Here is a 16,882-nt window from a genome sequence, read left to right as displayed (position 1 = left end):
TTGGGTCATCTGGGATGACCGTCGCACACGTGCTAATCCTTCAGTGCCTGCGCCATCTTCGCGAGGGTCTGTTTCGCGTCACCGAATACCATCATCGTGTTAGGCAGCGTGAAGAGCTCGTTGTCGATGCCCGCAAAGCCGGCGGCCATACTGCGCTTGAGGACGATGACCGTACGCGCCTCCTCCACATTCAGGACCGGCATGCCGTGAATAGGGCTCGAGGGGTTGGTCTTCGCGGCAGGATTGACGACGTCGTTCGCGCCGACGACAATCACCGCGTCCGTTTTCGAAAACTCTTCGTTAATGTCCTCAAGATCGTACAGTTGGTCGTACGACACATTGGCCTCAGCCAGAAGGACATTCATATGGCCCGGCATCCGGCCCGCCACCGGATGAATCGCATATTTGACGGTGACGCCGTCCGAGCTTAGCAGATCGGCCAATTCCCGCAGCGCATGCTGAGCCTGCGATACCGCCATACCGTACCCGGGTACGACAATCACACCCTGCGCATTCCTCAGAACCGTTACCGCATCGTCGATCGTTCCCTCATTGATACTGCCGGCGGTAGACGCCGCACCGGAGGGGGCCGCTGCTGCCGTTGCGCCGAACCCTCCGAACAGAACGTTCGCCAGCGATCGATTCATCCCCTTACACATAATGTCGGTCAGAATGATGCCCGAAGCGCCGACCAACGAGCCGGTGATGATGAGCGCATTATTGGAGAGGACAAAACCGGCGGCTGCGCCGGCAATCCCGGAGTAGGAGTTGAGCAGCGAGATCACAACCGGCATATCGGCCCCGCCGATCGGTATCACCACCAGCACGCCGAGCACAAGACCGATCAGGTTCAGGAGGATAAATTGACCCCAGGCATCCGGAACCGTCACCACCCATACGCTCAGCCCGGTGGAAAGCAGCAGAAACGAAAGATTGACCCAGTGCTGGCCCGTAAAGAGAATCGGCTGCCCAGACATCAGTTCCTGGAGCTTTGCGAAGGCGATCATACTGCCGCTGAAGGTCACTGCGCCGACAATCACGGTGAGTTGAACGGCAATCAGGGCCACCATGGACAACTCGGCCCCCAACCGATAGAGTTCCGACACGGCGATAAGCTGGGATGCGGCGCCACCGAATCCGTTAAAAAGCGCCACCATTTGCGGCATGGCCGTCATCTGGACCTTCATCGCAGATACGGCGCCGAGAACAGTGCCCACGATGACGCCGGCCACGATCTGTGTCCACGTGAAACCCTCGCCTTTCATGAGCGTCGCCAGAATCGCAAGACCCATGCCCCCAGCCGACAGGTAGTTGCCAAACCGGGCCGATCCCACGTTGCTCATTAACTTCAGGCCGATAATAAAGAGTACGGCCGCGGACAAATAGAGGAACTCGATGATCATCGGGCCTTCCCTTTGGGTTCGCGTTTAAACATCCGCAACATCCGGTCTGTCACAAGGTAGCCGCCGACCACATTCAGCGTGGCGAACGCAACCGCAAGGAAGCCGAAGAGCCCGAGCAGATCGAATCCGCCGTAGCCGGCGGCGATAATCGCGCCGACAAGGGTGATCCCGGAGATCGCGTTCGACCCGGACATCAAGGGGGTATGCAACATCGGCGGCACCTTTGAGATCACCTCAAACCCCACAAATATCGCCAGCACAAAGACGTACAAACCGAGCATCATCTCATTGGACATCAGGCTCCACCCCTTTTTGACAGCAGCTCCTTGACCTTCGGCTGAACAATCTCCCCTCCCAGCGTGATGACACACCCTTGGGTGATCTCCTCCTGGAGATTCAGCTTCAACCCGCCGTCACCCATCAGGTGCAGGAGGAGTTTCTCCATATTGCGCGAATACATCTGGCTCGCATGGACCGCCAGACGGCTGGGAAGATTCAACCGGCCGAGGATCGTCACGCCATGCTTGACGACCTCTTTTCCGGGCTCGGTCAGCGCGCAGTTACCGCTCTGCTCCGCCGCAAGATCCACGATCACCGACCCGGGCCTCATGGCCTGGACCATCTCTTCGGTGATCAGAATGGGCGCGCGCTGACCGGGGATCAACGCCGTCGTGATGCAGACATCCGATTTGACGATATGCCGGTGCAACAGCTCGGCCTGTCGCCGTTTATACTCGTCAGACAGCTCCTTCGCGTATCCGCTGGTCGTCTGGGCGTCCTCGGCGACATCCACCTCAACGAACCGCGCACCCAGGCTTTCCACCTGTTGCCTGACGACCTTGCGCGTGTCGAACGCCTCCACCGTGGCGCCAAGCCGTCTTGCGGTGGCGATAGCCTGAAGGCCGGCGACACCCGCGCCCAGAATCAGCACCTTGGCCGGCGCAATCGTCCCCGCGGCGGTCATCAACATGGGGAAGAACTTTGGCAGCGTGTACGCAGCCATGATCACCGCATAGTATCCGGCGATCGTTGCCTGCGAGCTCAAAACATCCATCATCTGGGCCAGCGTCGTCCGGGGGATGCTGTCCACCGCGACCGCGGTGATCTTGCGGGCGGCAAGCGTATGCACGAGGTCGTGGTTGACCAGCGGATAGAGCAAGCTGATGATCGTCGTGCCTTCCCGAATCTTCTGGAGTTCCGCCGGGGTCGGGCGCTGAATCTTCATGATGACATCCGTCGCGGCGAGTAGCGCCTCTGCCGAGGGCTCTATTGTCGCGCCGGCCTCCTCGTACTCCCCATCCCGGAAGCACGACCCCTCACCGGCGCCGGACTCAACGCAGACCTCAACACCCTTTTTAACCAATCGTTTGACCGTTTCAGGGATAATCGCGACGCGCTTTTCTCCTGACTCGGTCTCCTTCAGGACTGCAACCCTCATCGATCGGCTCTCTTCGATATGGTTAGACGGTTACCCCGCACTCGTTCCTGCTCCGATAATCGGTATGACTCTCCGGGATCCCCGGACGTAACAAGCACAACAGATATGACAGATACGTATAGATCTTTCTCGAGGCTAGAAGCAGCGGTTCAGCGTATCGCGTGAGTCTCGCACGTGTCTACTGCTTGCGGAAGCACAGTGTACTAAAACGCGACACCCAAGGTCAAGCACAAAAATACTCACAAAATTCCCCATACTTGCGCATCACAAGCCTGCACAAGACAGTCCAGTCGTTTATTGCTCAGATCTCCGCCCCTCGGATTATCGTCCAACCCCACAATACGTGAATCCCAACATCCGTACGCGCTCCGGTTCGTAGACATTGCGCAGGACTATACAGCTCCTCAGTTTATCTTATCGTACGTTACACCTTTCCTTTACCGGATCGTTTCTCCTCATCCTTGTCGTTCTTAGGCGTCACATCGATGGCATCCTTCCCTGCCAGCGAATCCTTGAAGCCTCGAATGGCCTTCCCCAGGCCGCTGCCGACCTCCGGTAACCGGCTGGCGCCGAACAGGAGCAGCACGATGATGAGAATGATCACCAATTCTTGAATCCCCAATCCGAACATGCGCCCTCCTCTCTTGCGGCCTCTTAGGTATAGAGGACCCGCTCATCGTTATGCCGACGGGTCAGCTTGACACTATCGAAGTGCTCCAGAAGGGGGATCGCAAACCTCCGGCTGATCCCCAGGAGTTCCTTGAACTGTTGCACGGTAATGGCGGCATGGGTCTCAAAGTGTTTGAGAAGCATCTCCTTCGCACGGCCGTAATGATCGTGGTGCAGGTAGAGGTTGTCCTTGATCTTGATGACTATCCCCTCGTCCACAAGGCGACGAAAGATGGTGATCCCGGTCTTGCGGTCGGCGCCGGCCTGGGTCAGCGCCGGCTCAAGGTCCGCCGGCTGAAGGGCGGCCTGCAGGTAGATCGCGGCCAGACGCGCCTTCACGGCCTGTTCTGCGGCTGAAAGGGTCGGACGGTGCTCGAAATGTCGTACCTTTTCCCGGTCGAGCGCGATGTGCCGCTGCTCTGCGAGTCCCTGTAGCAGGTGCACGAACAGGGCCGGACCGACCTGATGCAGTTTGGACCGCAGCTCCTCCTTCGGCAACCCGTCCTTCAGCGGTTCCTGTTTATGGAAATCCTTCAGACGAGATACGATCTCTGCCGCCAAACGATCATAGCTTTGCCGGTGCAGATATCCGAGTTCGCCTTTGGTCCCCAACGCCACAGCCGTACCGCCCTCAATAAGTTGTCCAAGCTCTCGCTGCAACGCGGTCTCATCCAGGCCGGCCGATACCCTGAGCGCATCCGGCATGATCGGTACCGGACCGGCCTGCAACAGCAGGCGCTCGACCTGCTGGGCCGATGTACCGGTCTGCAGGACCTTGAGGTGTTCGAGCAGCATCGCCCTGGCCCGGCGCCGGACCGGGGGATTCGGATCGAGGATACTTCCACCCCCGATCGTCTGGGCGGGCGAGTAGCTTCGGATGACGTACCGATCGCCGGCCAGGGCAACGGTCATCCCCTCCAATCGCAGGTGGGCATACGCCTCTTCGCCCGGATTCAACTCTTCACGATCGAGCAAGACGACGCGAGCCAGAATCTCGCCGGTCCCCAAGTGGAAACGGACCCGCGTCCGATTCCGCAAGGCACGCGGAGCGTCCTTCAACAGGGCTAATGATACGTCGAGGGTCAGGGTCGGTTGCAGCGTATCCGGAAACGCCAAGAGATCGCCGCGATTGAGTTGATCGACCTCGAGACCCGGCAGGTTAACGGCGGTCCGCTGTCCGGCCCAGGCCTGCTCGACTGTGTGGCCGTGGACCTGAAGCCGCCGGACGCGCGAACGGCGTCCGACAGGCAGGATGACCACCTCGCCTCCAACCCGCACCGTTCCAGACCAGAGGGTGCCGGTGACCACTGTGCCGAATCCTTTGATGGTAAAGACCCGATCGATCGGCAGACGGAAGATCCCGCTGTCGCACCTCGGCTCGATCGTCTCGGCCGTCTCGCGGAGGATCGTCCTCAACTGCGAAAGCCCCTGCCCGGTCACCGATGAGACGGCAACGACCGGCGCACCCTCAAGGAAGGTGCCGGCCAGAAACCCCTGCAAATCGGTCCGCACCATTTCCAGCCAATCGGGCTCGACGAGATCGATCTTCGTCAGTGCTACGACACCCCGCTTGACCTGAAGCAACTCGCAGATGTGCAGGTGCTCGCGCGTCTGGAGCATTACCCCCTCGTCGGCTGCAATGACCAGCACAACGATGTCGATCCCGCCGACGCCCGCAAGCATCGTCTTGACGAACCGCTCATGTCCCGGGACGTCGACGATCCCGAGTTGCAGGTCATCGGACAGGACCAGGTCGGCGAACCCGAGCTCGATGGAGATTCCGCGCTCCTTCTCCTCCTTCAACCGGTCGGTGTCGACGCCGGTGAGGGCCTTGACGAGCGCAGTCTTGCCGTGGTCAATATGGCCTGCGGTCCCTACGATAATGTGCTTCATGGTCGCCACAGCGCCATGGTACCACACGCCTCCAAGCGGCCACAAGGTTAAGGGCTCCATACCCCTGCCCTGGGTTTCCCTTGACACGCCTGGTTTGACATTACGGCTCTTGGCGGGTTCAACGAAATCGGATTGGCGATGGGCCGATTCTTGTTGGGTTAATTGACATTGTTTTGGAATGGCTTGCGTAGACTCTGGGTATGAACATCAAGGTGATCGTCGAACTCGGAGAAGATGGACAGTACGTCGCGCACTGTCCTACCCTGAAAAGCTGCTGGTCGCGGGGCAAAATCCGTCAGGAGGCGTTGCAGAATATCTGCCGCCCTGATCTCCGCCTTAGCCTTTCCCGGAAGCAAGCCGGATCAGATCCTGTCTCGCATCCGCCGAGGGGAGTTCGCGCGTTTTTGTCTTCTTTTTTTGTTTTGAGCTCCAGGACCGTCTCTGGGCGCCTTACACCCCGTCCTTTCGATTCGGAGGTTGCTGAGCCCTGATAGTCTTCACAAGGGAAAGGAGGTAAGCAATGGCCACAGGCTTGGGAAGCACGAGGGCGGCCCCTGCCTGTTTGGCCTCCTCGATGAGATCGGGTGAATTGTGTGCAGTAATCAGAATCGAGCGCGGGCAGCAGCCCACGGTTCGCAGGCATCTGAGCAGGGTCAGCCCGTTCAGATGAGGCATCTGATAGTCGGTAATGAGGAGATCGTACGTCCCAGCCTGTAAGCTGGCAAGCGCCTCCAGACCGTCTCTCACGCAAGTCACGCGGCACTCTATCGAACTGAGGGCCTCAAAGAGCAGTTCGCGGATCTCGCTGCTATCATCCGCAACCAGAACCCGAAACCGGTCGCGCCCCTCCAGGCTCGGATCAACCATCGTCTTTCTCGCGCCCGCGTCTCGGACCCCTCGACGCCGGACCTATTAACCGCTCTAAACCAAAGACTGTTGAGTAGACCACAGGAACTACATCACCTCGTTCACGCCCGCCGGCTTCCGGCGGATAGATCACACGCACCCTGGCAAGCCCATGCCGGCCCAAAGCTTCGCCTAGCCGCTCTATCTTCTTGACGGTCAGTGATGCTCCCAGCCCCCGCTTTAAGATCTCCCAAGCGATCTGCCCTTCCTCGCCAATCCGTACAGCGGAAACCAGGAGGAGAAGATATAACTTCAGTTCTTCCGTGGACATCGATGAAAACCATCGAGATCGGCAAATCAAGGCCAATAGTGCAACTCGCTTATTCATGGCGTCTGCTGCCACACAGCGTGACATTCGTATTTAAAGATTGTTTTAATGATGTTACACGCTCTTTCATGCTGCGACGTTTTTCTATGCGCGAAAGTGTAGGATATATACACATTATTGTCAAGCCATAATCAAGACTATATATCGTTTTTCGAAAGCCTCCTATTCTATGAGGACTTGGAATCCTATTGACTTCAGTAGAAAAGCGAAGTACTTTTCGCTTCCAGGAGGAATGTGTGAGCGCAGAGCTGACAATTCAAATTGGCAGGCGTCTGAGGCGGATTCGAAGGATGCGCAATCTGACCCAGAAGGAGGTGGCCAATAAGATTGTAGGAAGGGTAGACTACACGTATATCGGAAAGATCGAGCGGGGAGAGCAACTACCCTCACTCAAGGTGCTGGAAAAGCTCAGCGACGCATTAGCTGCCCCTCTTGCGTTTTTTTTCCAGGAAGAAGCCTCATCTCATCTGCTGCCGGAGGAACTCAGAACACTCAGCGGAGAAGCGGAAAGAACGGCGCTGCTCCGGGAAGTCGCTAAGATATCGCGCAGCGATATCCCACTGCTGCTGGAGATCATCCGCGTCCTCAACGTCCATCGCAGGATGACAGGAGGCAAGCGGAAGGCCGTCCGGTATGCGGTCGAACGAAACACGCGACAACGAGCGGCTGAGCAGGTGGGCCACTACGGGACAAAGGGGACAGGATCGCCTGCGGAACCGTATCAGGAAACGATCGACGTGCTGGAGCGGCTGATCAAGCAAGCGAAAAGATCACGGTCCGCAACCTCTCATCGGGCCGTGCTTGCGCTGGAGCGGGCCTGTCGGGAGCTGAGGCAGGGCGCAAACGGTTCCGCGTAACGCGCGTTACCTTCCCGTCACCGAATCGTTTGGAAACCTCGGCGACGATGTCAACCGCCCGGTATCCGTTTTTCTATGGAACGCGGGCTTCGACGGGCTCCGAGGCGACGCTTTCGTTGTGTCGGGATGAGGCGTCAATCGCCGTCACGGTGTAGAGATATCGACCGCGCGATCTGACCGATCGATCGGTAAAGGTCGGCGATTTGAGTGGAGCTTCTGTCAGCCGTTGGGGAGGGCGTTCGGTCGCATCGCTTCGATAGACGTGATAGCCCAGCAGGTCCGCCTCGCGGTTCAGATCCCAACTCAGCGAGACGGCCAGGCCGGGTCCAACGACGGCCCGTACCCGTTGTGGAGGCGCCGGAGGCGTCAGATCCATCGGCGCGGCGCTCACCTCGCCGGACGACAATCCCTCCTGCCAGGGCGGCTCCTGACTTTCCACGGCGGCGATGCGATAATAGTAGGTCCGATCGTTCACCAGATCCGTATCCTGAAACTGCGTACCAACAATGGGCTCTCGATTGACCGGGACGGGATCGTATTGGCCGGGGCTCGCACCACGGTAGATGTTATAGCGTGGCACAAGATCCAGCGGACTTCCATCAATTCGTCGAGCAGGCGCATCCCAGAAAAGACGAACCGCTCGCTCGCCGGCTTCAACTCGCACGTTGGAGGGGGCTTCCATCTCGACCGTGACCAGGGCGGTCGCCTCCGGTGACGACGGGCCGACCACCCCTCGCCGACTCACCGCCTCGACGGTATAGGTGTACCTGGCACCCACAACCACACTGCCGTCGGTAAATGCGTACCGATTGCGCGACACGACCGCATTCTCCGGCTTCTCGGCCTTTACGGTGGCGATGACCGAGTAGCCGGAGGTCTGGGGGGCTGTTTGCGCTCGGGAGATCTGAAACGTCGCCAGGTATTTCAGCGCCGTGCCATCGATATTCGTCGTCGGTCTCGTCCATGCAAGGACCACCGCACGGTTGCGCACAAGCGCCGTCAGATCGGTCGGCGGAGAGGGCTCTATCGTAATCGGTATGACAGGCGGACCGCTCCGGCCACACCCCGAGAACACCAACAAGCCTAGAGACGCTGCAACGATGATCTCTCGAATCCGCATCTTATCGACTCCGAAGTCTGGTCTTCGCGGCTGTGATCGCCTTTTTCACTGCGCTGGTCGCGGTCCCGCCGACGGCTGTTCGTCGCTCGATGCAGGCCTCGAGCGTAATATAGGGAAAGACGTCCTTCTCAAGCAGGGGGGAGGCAGTCTGTAGTTCTTGCAGCGACAGATCCTCGAGCCGACACCGCTTGGTAAGCGCGCTCCGGACGAGCAGGCCCACCACCTCGTGAGCTTGTCGAAACGGCATCCCCTTGCACACCAGATAATCGGCCAGATCGGTAGCGTTCAAGCATCCCTCCTCTGCCGCCTCCCGCATGCGATCCGCGCAGAATGTCAGATGACGCACCAATGACGCCATAATGACGAGCGTCGCCTTGACCGACTCCACGCTGTCAAAAAGCGGTTCCTTATCCTCCTGCAGATCGCGATTATAGCTGAGCGGCAGCCCCTTGACGATAGTGAGCAGCGCCATGAGGGCGCCGAAGACACGGCCGCTCTTCCCCCGCGCCAGCTCGGCGATATCCGGATTCTTTTTCTGCGGCATCATGCTGGACCCGGTGGCAAAGGCGTCCGGCAGCTCAATGAATCCGAACTCTGCCGACGCCCACAGGGCGATCTCCTCCGCCAGGCGGGATAGGTGCGCCATGAGAAGTGCGCATGCAGAAAGCGGTTCAATGACGAAGTCGCGGTCCGACACCGCATCCAGCGAATTGGCCGACAGCGACGGGAAACGGAGCGCCCTGGCGACAAAGGCGCGATCAATCGGCAGGCCGACCCCAGCCAGCGCCCCTGAACCGAGCGGGAGCACATTTACCCGGCGAATGGCATCGCGCAGTCGCTCGCGATCCCGCTCCAGCATCTCGACATAGGCCATCAGGTGGTGAGCCAGGAGGATCGGCTGGGCCCGTTGCAGGTGGGTGTAGCCGGGCATGATCAGTTTCAGATGCGCTTCCGCCTGTGTGATCAGCGCACGCTCAAGCTCAACGATCAGGTGTCGGACCTGATCGATCTCCTCCCGCAGATAGAGACGCAGATCAAGGGCAACCTGGTCATTCCGACTCCGGCCGGTGTGGAGCTTGGCGCCGGCCTCTCCCACCTTTTCGATCAGCCGGGCCTCAATCGCCATGTGGATATCTTCCAGCGACGGATCGAAACGGAACTCGCCACGCTCGATCTCGCCCCCGATCTCGGTCAGCCCTGAGCTGATCTTATCGGCCTCGGCCCTGGTCAGCAGGCCACACCGCGCCAGCATCCGCGCGTGGGCAATACTGCCGGCGATATCGTGCTGATAGAGGCGACGGTCGAAGTGAATCGAGGCGGTGTAGGCTTCGACCCGCGGATCGGTCGCCTGCTGAAACCGCCCACCCCATGGCTTTTTAGCTTTTCGTCTTGTTTTCATGGTCTAACTGCTGCGTCATTACATGCACCACACACCTCAAAAACAGGGTGTAGGGTTTAGGGGGTAGGGTCTAGCTATACCCTATATTTCGCCCTTGCGCGCCCCCGCACCCCACGTTGTTTTCTTAAGGCGCGAATACGAAGCCGCAACGCGTTCAGACGGATGAACCCCTCGGCGTCGGCCTGTCGGTACACCTGATCCGCCTCAAAGGTCGCGAAGGCTGGATCGTAGAGCGAGACTGCCGACTTCCGCCCCACCACCTCGCAGTTGCCCTTGTACAGTTTCACCCGGGCCGTCCCGGTCACCCCCTCTTGAGACGCCTCGATCGTCCGCAACAGCATCTCCATCTCCGGCGAGAACCAGTAGCCGTAGTAGACCAGCTCAGAGAAACGAGGGATGAGGGAGTCGCGCAGGTGCATCACCTCGCGATCCATTGTGAGCGATTCCACGGCGCGATGGGCGGCCTGCAGGATGGTTCCCCCCGGTGTCTCATAGACCCCTCGCGACTTCATCCCGACGTAGCGATTTTCAACGATATCGACCCGACCGATTCCGTGCTCTCCGCCGATCTTGTTCAAGCGCTGCAGCAGCCCCGCGGGCGAGAGGCGCTTGCCGTCCAGCGCGATAGGTCGGCCATTCTGGAACTCAACCTCAACATAGGTCGCGCGGTCCGGCGCCCGCTCCGGCGCGACGCTCAAGACAAACATCTCGTCCGGCGGCTCCTGCCACGGGTCCTCCAGGATCCCGCCCTCGAAGCTGATGTGAAACAGGTTGCGGTCGGTGCTGTACGGCCGCGCCTTTGTGATCGGCACCGGGATATCATACTTTCTGGCATACGCAATCAGATCGGACCGCGAACCGAGGTCCCATTCGCGCCACGGCGCGATGACCCGAATGCGGGGGTCGATGGCATAGTAGGCGAGCTCGAACCGAACCTGATCGTTCCCCTTCCCGGTGGCGCCATGTGCCACGGCATCCGCGCCCTCCTTGCGCGCAACCGCCATCTGGTGCTTCGCGATCAACGGCCTCGCCATCGAGGTGCCGAGCAGGTACCGCCCCTCATAGACTGCATTGGCCTGCACGCAGGGGAAGACGAAGTCGCGCACAAACTCCTCTCGCAGGTCTTTGATGTAGACCTTGCTAGCGCCCGTCTTGAGCGCCTTCTCCCGCACCGGCTCCAGCTCCTCGCCCTGTCCCAGGTCGGCGCAGAACGCGATCACCTCGGCGTGATAGGTCTCGATGAGCCAGCGCAGGATCACCGACGTATCCAGCCCGCCGGAGTATGCCAGGACGATCTTTTTCACCTTTTTCATGCCTATTGTCCCAATCCGCTGATGATGCGACGATGCATGGATACCGTAACAGCCTGCTGCACCTCACCGCTTTGCGTCGGAAAGACTGTCGGCCTCAATGACAAAAACGGTATTTTAGTATATCATTTCACATATTGCAGCTAAAAAAGGGTTCCTCGGAATTCCATATGAGCAGAGACCCGGTCGAAGAAGCCAAGAATGGAGGCGTAGTTTTGGAATCCAGACAACCTCTCATCAGCCATTTAGAAGAATTTTTTAGAAACAATGCGGGACGCTATGGGATAGATATGGCCCTCTTGTACGGTTCGTGGGCCACAGGGTTCCCGAGACCGGATTCCGATATCGATATTGCCTTAGTTTTTTCACAAAAGCTTTCTTGTGAAGAAGAGATCTTCAGACATATCACCGACATATCGTTACGGCTGTCAAGGGAGCTTCATTCAGAGGTGAATGTCATCGCAATCGATCCCTCGTTTGGTAAACCGATGCTGTGTTATAACGCGATTGTTTCAGGTGTCCCCGTATTTTTTGAGGACTTTAATCGATACGTTGATCTGAAAAACGAAGCCGTTTCCCAGATGGAAGATTTTAGTCTATTTGGCCGCGATTGGCAGCTAACCGTTGCGAAGCGCAATCTGGAGGCGTTATCAAAAAAACCTGGCTAAGCTGGCTATTCAACGCAACCGTCTCGCCCACCGATACCTCAACTTTCGCTGGCAGGCCGTCAAGATGTTCGCTGATCAGAGAAGATTGATCGCGCAGTTGGCCACGTTGATTCTGGAAAGGGAGGAGAAACGGTAGATCTGGTAACATCTAAAGGAATGCTGTTGCGATGGGCACCGCCAGGCGACGTGGTCCAAGTCCAACGGCCTGATCGCCTCGGTACAGGACCACCGAAAAGCGAATTCGCTTCCCTAGAGCGCCTTCGCACACTTCAATCCCTGCAAGGTCGCTACGCTCTACGCGAGTGGTTGCTTTCACCTCAATAGCAACCATCTCTTCCCCACGGGCCAACAGAAAATCCACCACTTGATGGTGGATTTTCAGGCTACATCGCACCGCTTAAGAACAGGCGAGACTTCTGAGGTATTCCCCCTTGTAAAGCCTATAACACTCTAGCGGCCTTGAAGCTGAAAGGGAGGCTATCGCCGCTCACCGATCAGGTCCCGGAGATATCTCCGGTGCTGCTCGCCAAGATCCGGCGGGCCCCCGGACAGACTGCCGACCAGATCGCGAACTCTTTCGTAGGGCAGGCTGTCGATCCGAGCGACCTCTCCGCCCAGAAAGGCTTCAAGCGCCTTCCGAACGAGGTGCGAGCGCCGGACCCGACGTTTACAGGCCTCCTGATTAAGTTGCTTGAACAATGGCTCCTGCAGCCGAATCGAAATCTGCGTTCCCATGGGACACCCTCCTTATCCGACCACATCGACCGGGCATATCCCAACCACATCCCATATGTATCCCACAGTCAATTATCGTATATCCCTGCGGCGCACAGAGTTTTTATTTTCCCCTCGCCCCCATTTGGGGGTGAGGGTGAGGGGATTTTCGACGAGTGATCTCCCGATCCCAGGAAGACGACGCGGGGCCACCATTGAGCCGGATGCTACCAGAGGTCTAAGTACGTGGGTATTACGGGCGAGCAACGCTCCCTTGACCGATATCTTCCCCCGTCTGTGTTGATCCGACTGTCCACAAAAGATTACTCCTCAGCTTCAAAGGCCGGTTCGTGAACCCTGAGTCGGCCAGGTTCGACGATCCACAATCTGTGCGCGGGGTCTTTGCGTTTCAACCAATCGGCAAACTGGCGAACCAGGTTCAAGACACCGGCTGCCGTCGGTTTACGATGTCGTAGGACCACCAGTCCGAAATATTTCTCTGGAGGATAGGCGAACACGTTCGCAAAGTCGAGATCGAGCGTCACAAAGCAACGCCCTTCCTGCCGACAAGCCGCCTCCACAACGGTATCCGGCTGACCCGTTAGGTACTCATCGGGTACAGTGAGGACATCGTGACCGGCACTATGCAGGATTCTCACGGCGCGGGGATCCAGGTTCTCGTCGAGCTTCAGCCTCACGAAATCCCCACGACTTCCACGGGGATGACACGCTCGCGGGTCATCTCGGCGGCGTAGGCGAGCGCGGCCTGAACGTCCTCCCGGGTCAGCGACGGAAAAGCGGCGAGTACCTCCTCGACGGAATCCCCATTGGCAAGGTAATCGACGATGATCCACACCATGATCCGGGTCCCCTTGATACACGGCTTGCCATGGCATACATTGGGATCAATCGAAATGCGATCTCTCCAGTCGTTCACCTTCCCCCTCCCCTTCATCCCCTCCCACCGAGAGGGGAGATCAGTCACCCACCTCTTTGCCGATCTCCTGGAGCTGCACTTGATACCTCAATCCGCTGACTGGTGTCCCAGCAGCGTCACCAGGATGGCCTTTTGGACGTGGAGGCGATTTTCGGCCTCGTCGTAGACGATGGAGTGCGGGCCGTCGAGGACCTCGTCGGTAATCTCTTCGCCCCGATGGGCAGGCAGGCAGTGCATGACCAGGACGTCGGGTTTCGCCAGTTGAACGAGTGCCGCATCGACTTGAAATTCCTGGAAGTCTCGCCGCCGTTTCGCCGTTTCGGCCTCCTGGCCCATGCTGGTCCAGACATCGGTGTACAGGACATCGGCGCCCTCGGCCGCAGCCCGCGCATCGTTCAGCAGCGTAATACACCCGCCGGAGAGCTCGGCCTCACGGCGAGAGGCGGCCACCACGTCGGGGTCCGGCTCGTACCCTTTCGGACAGCCCACGTGAAGCTCGATTCCGGTCCTCGCCGCGCCGTACAGCCACGAATGACAGACGTTATTGCCGTCACCGATGTAAGCGACCTTCACGCCGCGCAGGGTGCCGCACCTTTCCTGAAGGGTATAGAGATCCGCGAGAATCTGACAGGGGTGAGTCAGGTCGCTCAGCCCGTTGATCACCGGGACCGCCGCATGGCGGGCCAGCTCCTCAACGGTGTTGTGAGTGAAGGTCCGTGCCACGATTCCATCGACCCATCGCTCAAGATTCTTTGCCACATCCTTGACGGTTTCCCGTATCCCAAGCTGTATGTCAGCGGGCGCCAAATAGATGGCGCGACCGCCCAACTGGGTCATGCCGACATCGAACGTCACTCGAGTCCTGAGCGACGGCTTCTCGAAGATCATGCCCAGTGTCTTATTAAGCAACAGTGGCTGAGCGATCCCCTTGCGCTGCTGCGCTTTCAGATCAGCAGTCAGGATAAACAGTGAGTTGATCTCGGAGGCCGTCAGGTCGCTGATCGACAGAAGATCCTTTTTCATCGAACATACTCCGCCAGAACCGGATCGAGGATGCCTATCGCCTCGTCCACCTCGGTCTCGCTGATAATCAACGGCGGCACGAAACGCAGGACCTGATCGCCGGCAACCAGGATAAGCAGGCCGTGATCGAGGCAGCGTTCGACGATCGGCTTGGCCGGTATCGTCAACTCCAGCGCCAGCATCAGCCCTTTGCCGCGGGCCTCTTTGACGACGGGGTATCGCGCTGCCAGTTGCCGCAGACGCTCAAGGAGGTAGGCGCCGATCTTCGCGGCATGATCCGACAACCGCGCATCGAGAATCTCTGTCAGGACCGTCAGCGCGACGGTCGTGACGAACGGGTTGCCGCCGAAGGTCGAGGCGTGACTGCCCGGCACAAAGGCGTCGGCCACGGTCGCCTTCGCCACCATCGCGCCGATCGGCAGCCCACCGCCCAGTCCCTTGGCGAGCGTCATGATGTCGGGCTGAATGCCCCAGTGTTCATAGCCAAAGAGGCGCCCCGTTCGACCCATCCCGGTCTGGACCTCGTCCAGTATCAGCAGGACCTCCCGCTCCGAACAGAGCCGCCGAAGTCCAGGCAGATAGCCGTCATCCGGGATACGCACGCCCCCTTCGCCCTGGATCGGTTCAACCAGCATCGCACAGGTCCGGGAGTCGATCGCCCGCTCGGCGGCGGGCAGATCGTTAAATGGGATATGCTTGAAGCCCGGCAGGAGCGGCTCGAACCCCTGGCTGTACTTCGGCTGGCCGGTGGCGGTCACGGTGGCCATCGTCCGGCCGTGGAATGAGTCCTGCGTGCAGATGATCTCATATCGGTCCGAACTCCACCGCGCCTTGGCATAACGGCGGGCCAGCTTGATCGCAGCCTCATTCGCCTCGGCCCCGCTGTTGCAGAAAAAGACCTTCCCGCCGAACGACTGGTCGCTCAGCACGCGGGCCAGTCGAATCTGCGGTTCGACATGATAGAGGTTTGAGACGTGCAGCAACGTCTCTGCCTGCGCCCGGATGGCCTGCACCACCTTGGGGTGGCAGTGACCCAGGACATCGACGGCGATACCGGCTGCGAAGTCGAGGTAGACCTTGCCCTCAGCATCCCAGACCCGCGCACCTCCCCCCTTCGCCAGCGCCACCGGGAAGCGGGCATAGGTGTTGGTCAGATAGCGCGCCGCCTGTGCGATCAATTCATCGGTTGTCGACATCTACGCAACGATCTCCGTGCCGACCCCTTCCGACGTAAAAAACTCCAGCAGCAGCGCATGGGGGATCGTGCCATTGATCATATGGGTCTTTCCAACCCCCTTGTCCAGCGCGGCAAGACAGGCCCGAACCTTGGGCAGCATCCCTCCCGAAATGACGCCGTCGCCGATAAGCTGTTCCACCCGTTGCCTGCTCAGCGTGGGAAGAAGGGTACCGTTTCGATCCAGAACGCCGTCAGTGTCGGTCAAGAAGACCAGCTTCTCCGCTTGAAGCGCGGCCGCAATCGCGCCGGCCGCCAGATCGGCATTGATATTGTAGGTGACGCCGGCCTCATCGACGCCGGTCGGCGCCACGATCGGCGTGAATCCGTCGCGCTCGAGGGCAAGCAGCACCCGTTCATCAACGCTGATAATCTCGCCGACGAATCCCAGGTCGACCTGCGACTCGACGGTACCCGTCGCAGGCTCAGCGGTCGCCGCCGGACCGGCCTTCCTGGCTCGAATCAGCCCGCCGTCCTTCCCTGAGAGACCGACGGCCGATCCGCCGCTGCTGTTGATTAGCGCCACCAGTTCCTGGTTGATCCGGCCAACCATCACCATCTCAACAATCTTCATCGTCTCACGATCGGTCACCCGGAACCCCGAGATAAAGGTTGGCTTGAGGCCCGCTTGCTCCATCGCCCGCGAAATCTCAGGACCGCCGCCGTGGACCACGACGGGTTGCATCCCGACATATCGCATCAGGATGATGTCCAGCGCCACCGACCGCTTCAGCGCCTCGTCGGTCATGGCCGCGCCGCCGTATTTGATGACGACGGTCTTACCGGCAAAGGTCTTGATGTACGGCAGTGCCTCGATCAGGATCTTTGCCTTATCGATCCCGCGTCGAATCTCCGACTTCTGCTGTCCCACCATCTTCTCCGCTTCCTAGAACGTGCCCCAGGCGTGTCATTGCGAGGCGCAGCCGAAGCAATCTGACCGTTTTTCAAGACAACAACGGCGAGATTGCCGCGCTCCCGTTGGT

Annotated in this window: 19 protein-coding genes; 2 read left to right on the top strand and 17 right to left on the bottom strand. The window is 59.2% G+C overall.

Annotated elements, in window-relative coordinates:
* Positions 1–32 precede the first annotated feature (32 nt).
* From C3F12_05230 to C3F12_05195, 8 genes are all read right to left on the bottom strand, one after another.
* Positions 33–1,403, bottom strand: coding sequence for an NAD synthetase (locus C3F12_05230; GenBank protein PWB47372.1), 1,371 nt, complete (start codon positions 1,401–1,403; stop codon positions 33–35).
* On the bottom strand, positions 1,400–1,699 hold the full coding sequence (locus C3F12_05225; protein PWB47371.1) for an NAD(P) transhydrogenase subunit alpha: 300 nt from the start codon (positions 1,697–1,699) through the stop codon (positions 1,400–1,402). Before C3F12_05225 ends, C3F12_05230 begins: the two co-directional genes overlap by 4 nt.
* Positions 1,699–2,841: an NAD(P)(+) transhydrogenase (Re/Si-specific) subunit alpha gene (locus tag C3F12_05220; protein PWB47370.1), complete on the bottom strand. Its 1,143-nt coding sequence runs from the start codon at positions 2,839–2,841 to the stop codon at positions 1,699–1,701. Before C3F12_05220 ends, C3F12_05225 begins: the two co-directional genes overlap by 1 nt.
* 424 nt (positions 2,842–3,265) lie before the next feature.
* A complete protein-coding gene (locus tag C3F12_05215) occupies positions 3,266–3,472 on the bottom strand; it encodes a twin-arginine translocase TatA/TatE family subunit (protein ID PWB47369.1) in 207 nt (68 codons plus the stop codon).
* Positions 3,473–3,495: 23 nt separating this feature from the next.
* Positions 3,496–5,403: a selenocysteine-specific translation elongation factor gene (gene selB / locus C3F12_05210; protein PWB47605.1), complete on the bottom strand. Its 1,908-nt coding sequence runs from the start codon at positions 5,401–5,403 to the stop codon at positions 3,496–3,498.
* 158 nt (positions 5,404–5,561) lie between these two features.
* Complete coding sequence (locus C3F12_05205; protein PWB47368.1) at positions 5,562–5,759, bottom strand: hypothetical protein; 198 nt, start codon at positions 5,757–5,759, stop codon at positions 5,562–5,564.
* A 94-nt stretch (positions 5,760–5,853) separates the two neighbouring features.
* Complete coding sequence (locus tag C3F12_05200; protein PWB47367.1) at positions 5,854–6,270, bottom strand: hypothetical protein; 417 nt, start codon at positions 6,268–6,270, stop codon at positions 5,854–5,856.
* Positions 6,263–6,580 carry a hypothetical protein gene (locus C3F12_05195; protein ID PWB47366.1) on the bottom strand — a complete coding sequence of 106 codons (318 nt, stop codon included), beginning with the start codon at positions 6,578–6,580 and terminating at the stop codon, positions 6,263–6,265. The genes C3F12_05200 and C3F12_05195 overlap by 8 nt, the downstream gene beginning before the upstream one ends.
* A gap of 293 nt (positions 6,581–6,873) precedes the next feature.
* Between C3F12_05195 and C3F12_05190 the strand changes: the two genes are divergently transcribed.
* Positions 6,874–7,494 (top strand): XRE family transcriptional regulator, encoded by a 621-nt coding sequence (locus tag C3F12_05190; GenBank protein ID PWB47365.1) that lies wholly within the window; start codon positions 6,874–6,876, stop codon positions 7,492–7,494.
* Between the two features lie 73 nt (positions 7,495–7,567).
* Here the strand turns inward: C3F12_05190 and C3F12_05185 are convergent, their stop codons facing one another.
* The 3 genes from C3F12_05185 to C3F12_05175 form a co-directional block, all read right to left on the bottom strand.
* Positions 7,568–8,614: a hypothetical protein gene (locus tag C3F12_05185; protein ID PWB47364.1), complete on the bottom strand. Its 1,047-nt coding sequence runs from the start codon at positions 8,612–8,614 to the stop codon at positions 7,568–7,570.
* Position 8,615: 1 nt separating this feature from the next.
* The gene (argH, locus tag C3F12_05180; protein PWB47363.1) at positions 8,616–10,013 is read right to left on the bottom strand and encodes an argininosuccinate lyase; all 1,398 of its coding nucleotides are present in this window, start codon (positions 10,011–10,013) and stop codon (positions 8,616–8,618) included.
* A gap of 74 nt (positions 10,014–10,087) precedes the next feature.
* Positions 10,088–11,332: an argininosuccinate synthase gene (locus C3F12_05175; GenBank protein PWB47362.1), complete on the bottom strand. Its 1,245-nt coding sequence runs from the start codon at positions 11,330–11,332 to the stop codon at positions 10,088–10,090.
* A 161-nt stretch (positions 11,333–11,493) separates the two neighbouring features.
* On the opposite strand from C3F12_05175, the gene C3F12_05170 reads away from it, so the two are divergent.
* Positions 11,494–11,991, top strand: a complete 498-nt coding sequence (locus C3F12_05170; protein ID PWB47361.1) for a hypothetical protein — start codon at positions 11,494–11,496, stop codon at positions 11,989–11,991.
* Positions 11,992–12,468: 477 nt separating this feature from the next.
* Here the strand turns inward: C3F12_05170 and C3F12_05165 are convergent, their stop codons facing one another.
* The 6 genes from C3F12_05165 to argB all read right to left on the bottom strand — a co-directional run bounded on the left by C3F12_05165 (position 12,469) and on the right by argB (position 16,770).
* The gene (locus C3F12_05165; GenBank protein PWB47360.1) at positions 12,469–12,726 is read right to left on the bottom strand and encodes a hypothetical protein; all 258 of its coding nucleotides are present in this window, start codon (positions 12,724–12,726) and stop codon (positions 12,469–12,471) included.
* 302 nt (positions 12,727–13,028) lie between these two features.
* Positions 13,029–13,403, bottom strand: coding sequence for a hypothetical protein (locus C3F12_05160; protein PWB47359.1), 375 nt, complete (start codon positions 13,401–13,403; stop codon positions 13,029–13,031).
* Positions 13,400–13,660, bottom strand: a complete 261-nt coding sequence (locus C3F12_05155; GenBank protein PWB47358.1) for a hypothetical protein — start codon at positions 13,658–13,660, stop codon at positions 13,400–13,402. Before C3F12_05155 ends, C3F12_05160 begins: the two co-directional genes overlap by 4 nt.
* A 69-nt stretch (positions 13,661–13,729) precedes the next feature.
* Positions 13,730–14,665 (bottom strand): ornithine carbamoyltransferase, encoded by a 936-nt coding sequence (gene argF / locus C3F12_05150; GenBank protein PWB47357.1) that lies wholly within the window; start codon positions 14,663–14,665, stop codon positions 13,730–13,732.
* Entirely contained in the window at positions 14,662–15,861 is a 1,200-nt protein-coding gene (locus tag C3F12_05145) for an aspartate aminotransferase family protein (GenBank protein PWB47356.1), read from the bottom strand. The genes argF and C3F12_05145 overlap by 4 nt, the downstream gene beginning before the upstream one ends.
* Positions 15,862–16,770: an acetylglutamate kinase gene (gene argB, locus C3F12_05140; GenBank protein PWB47604.1), complete on the bottom strand. Its 909-nt coding sequence runs from the start codon at positions 16,768–16,770 to the stop codon at positions 15,862–15,864. It abuts the gene before it with no gap.
* Between the last annotated feature and the right edge of the window lie 112 nt (positions 16,771–16,882).

The sequence above is a fragment of the Candidatus Methylomirabilota bacterium genome (assembly GCA_003104975.1).
Taxonomy (GTDB): domain Bacteria; phylum Methylomirabilota; class Methylomirabilia; order Methylomirabilales; family Methylomirabilaceae; genus Methylomirabilis.
Note: the sequence above shows the minus strand (reverse complement) of the source record. Positions and strands in the feature narration are given on the sequence as shown.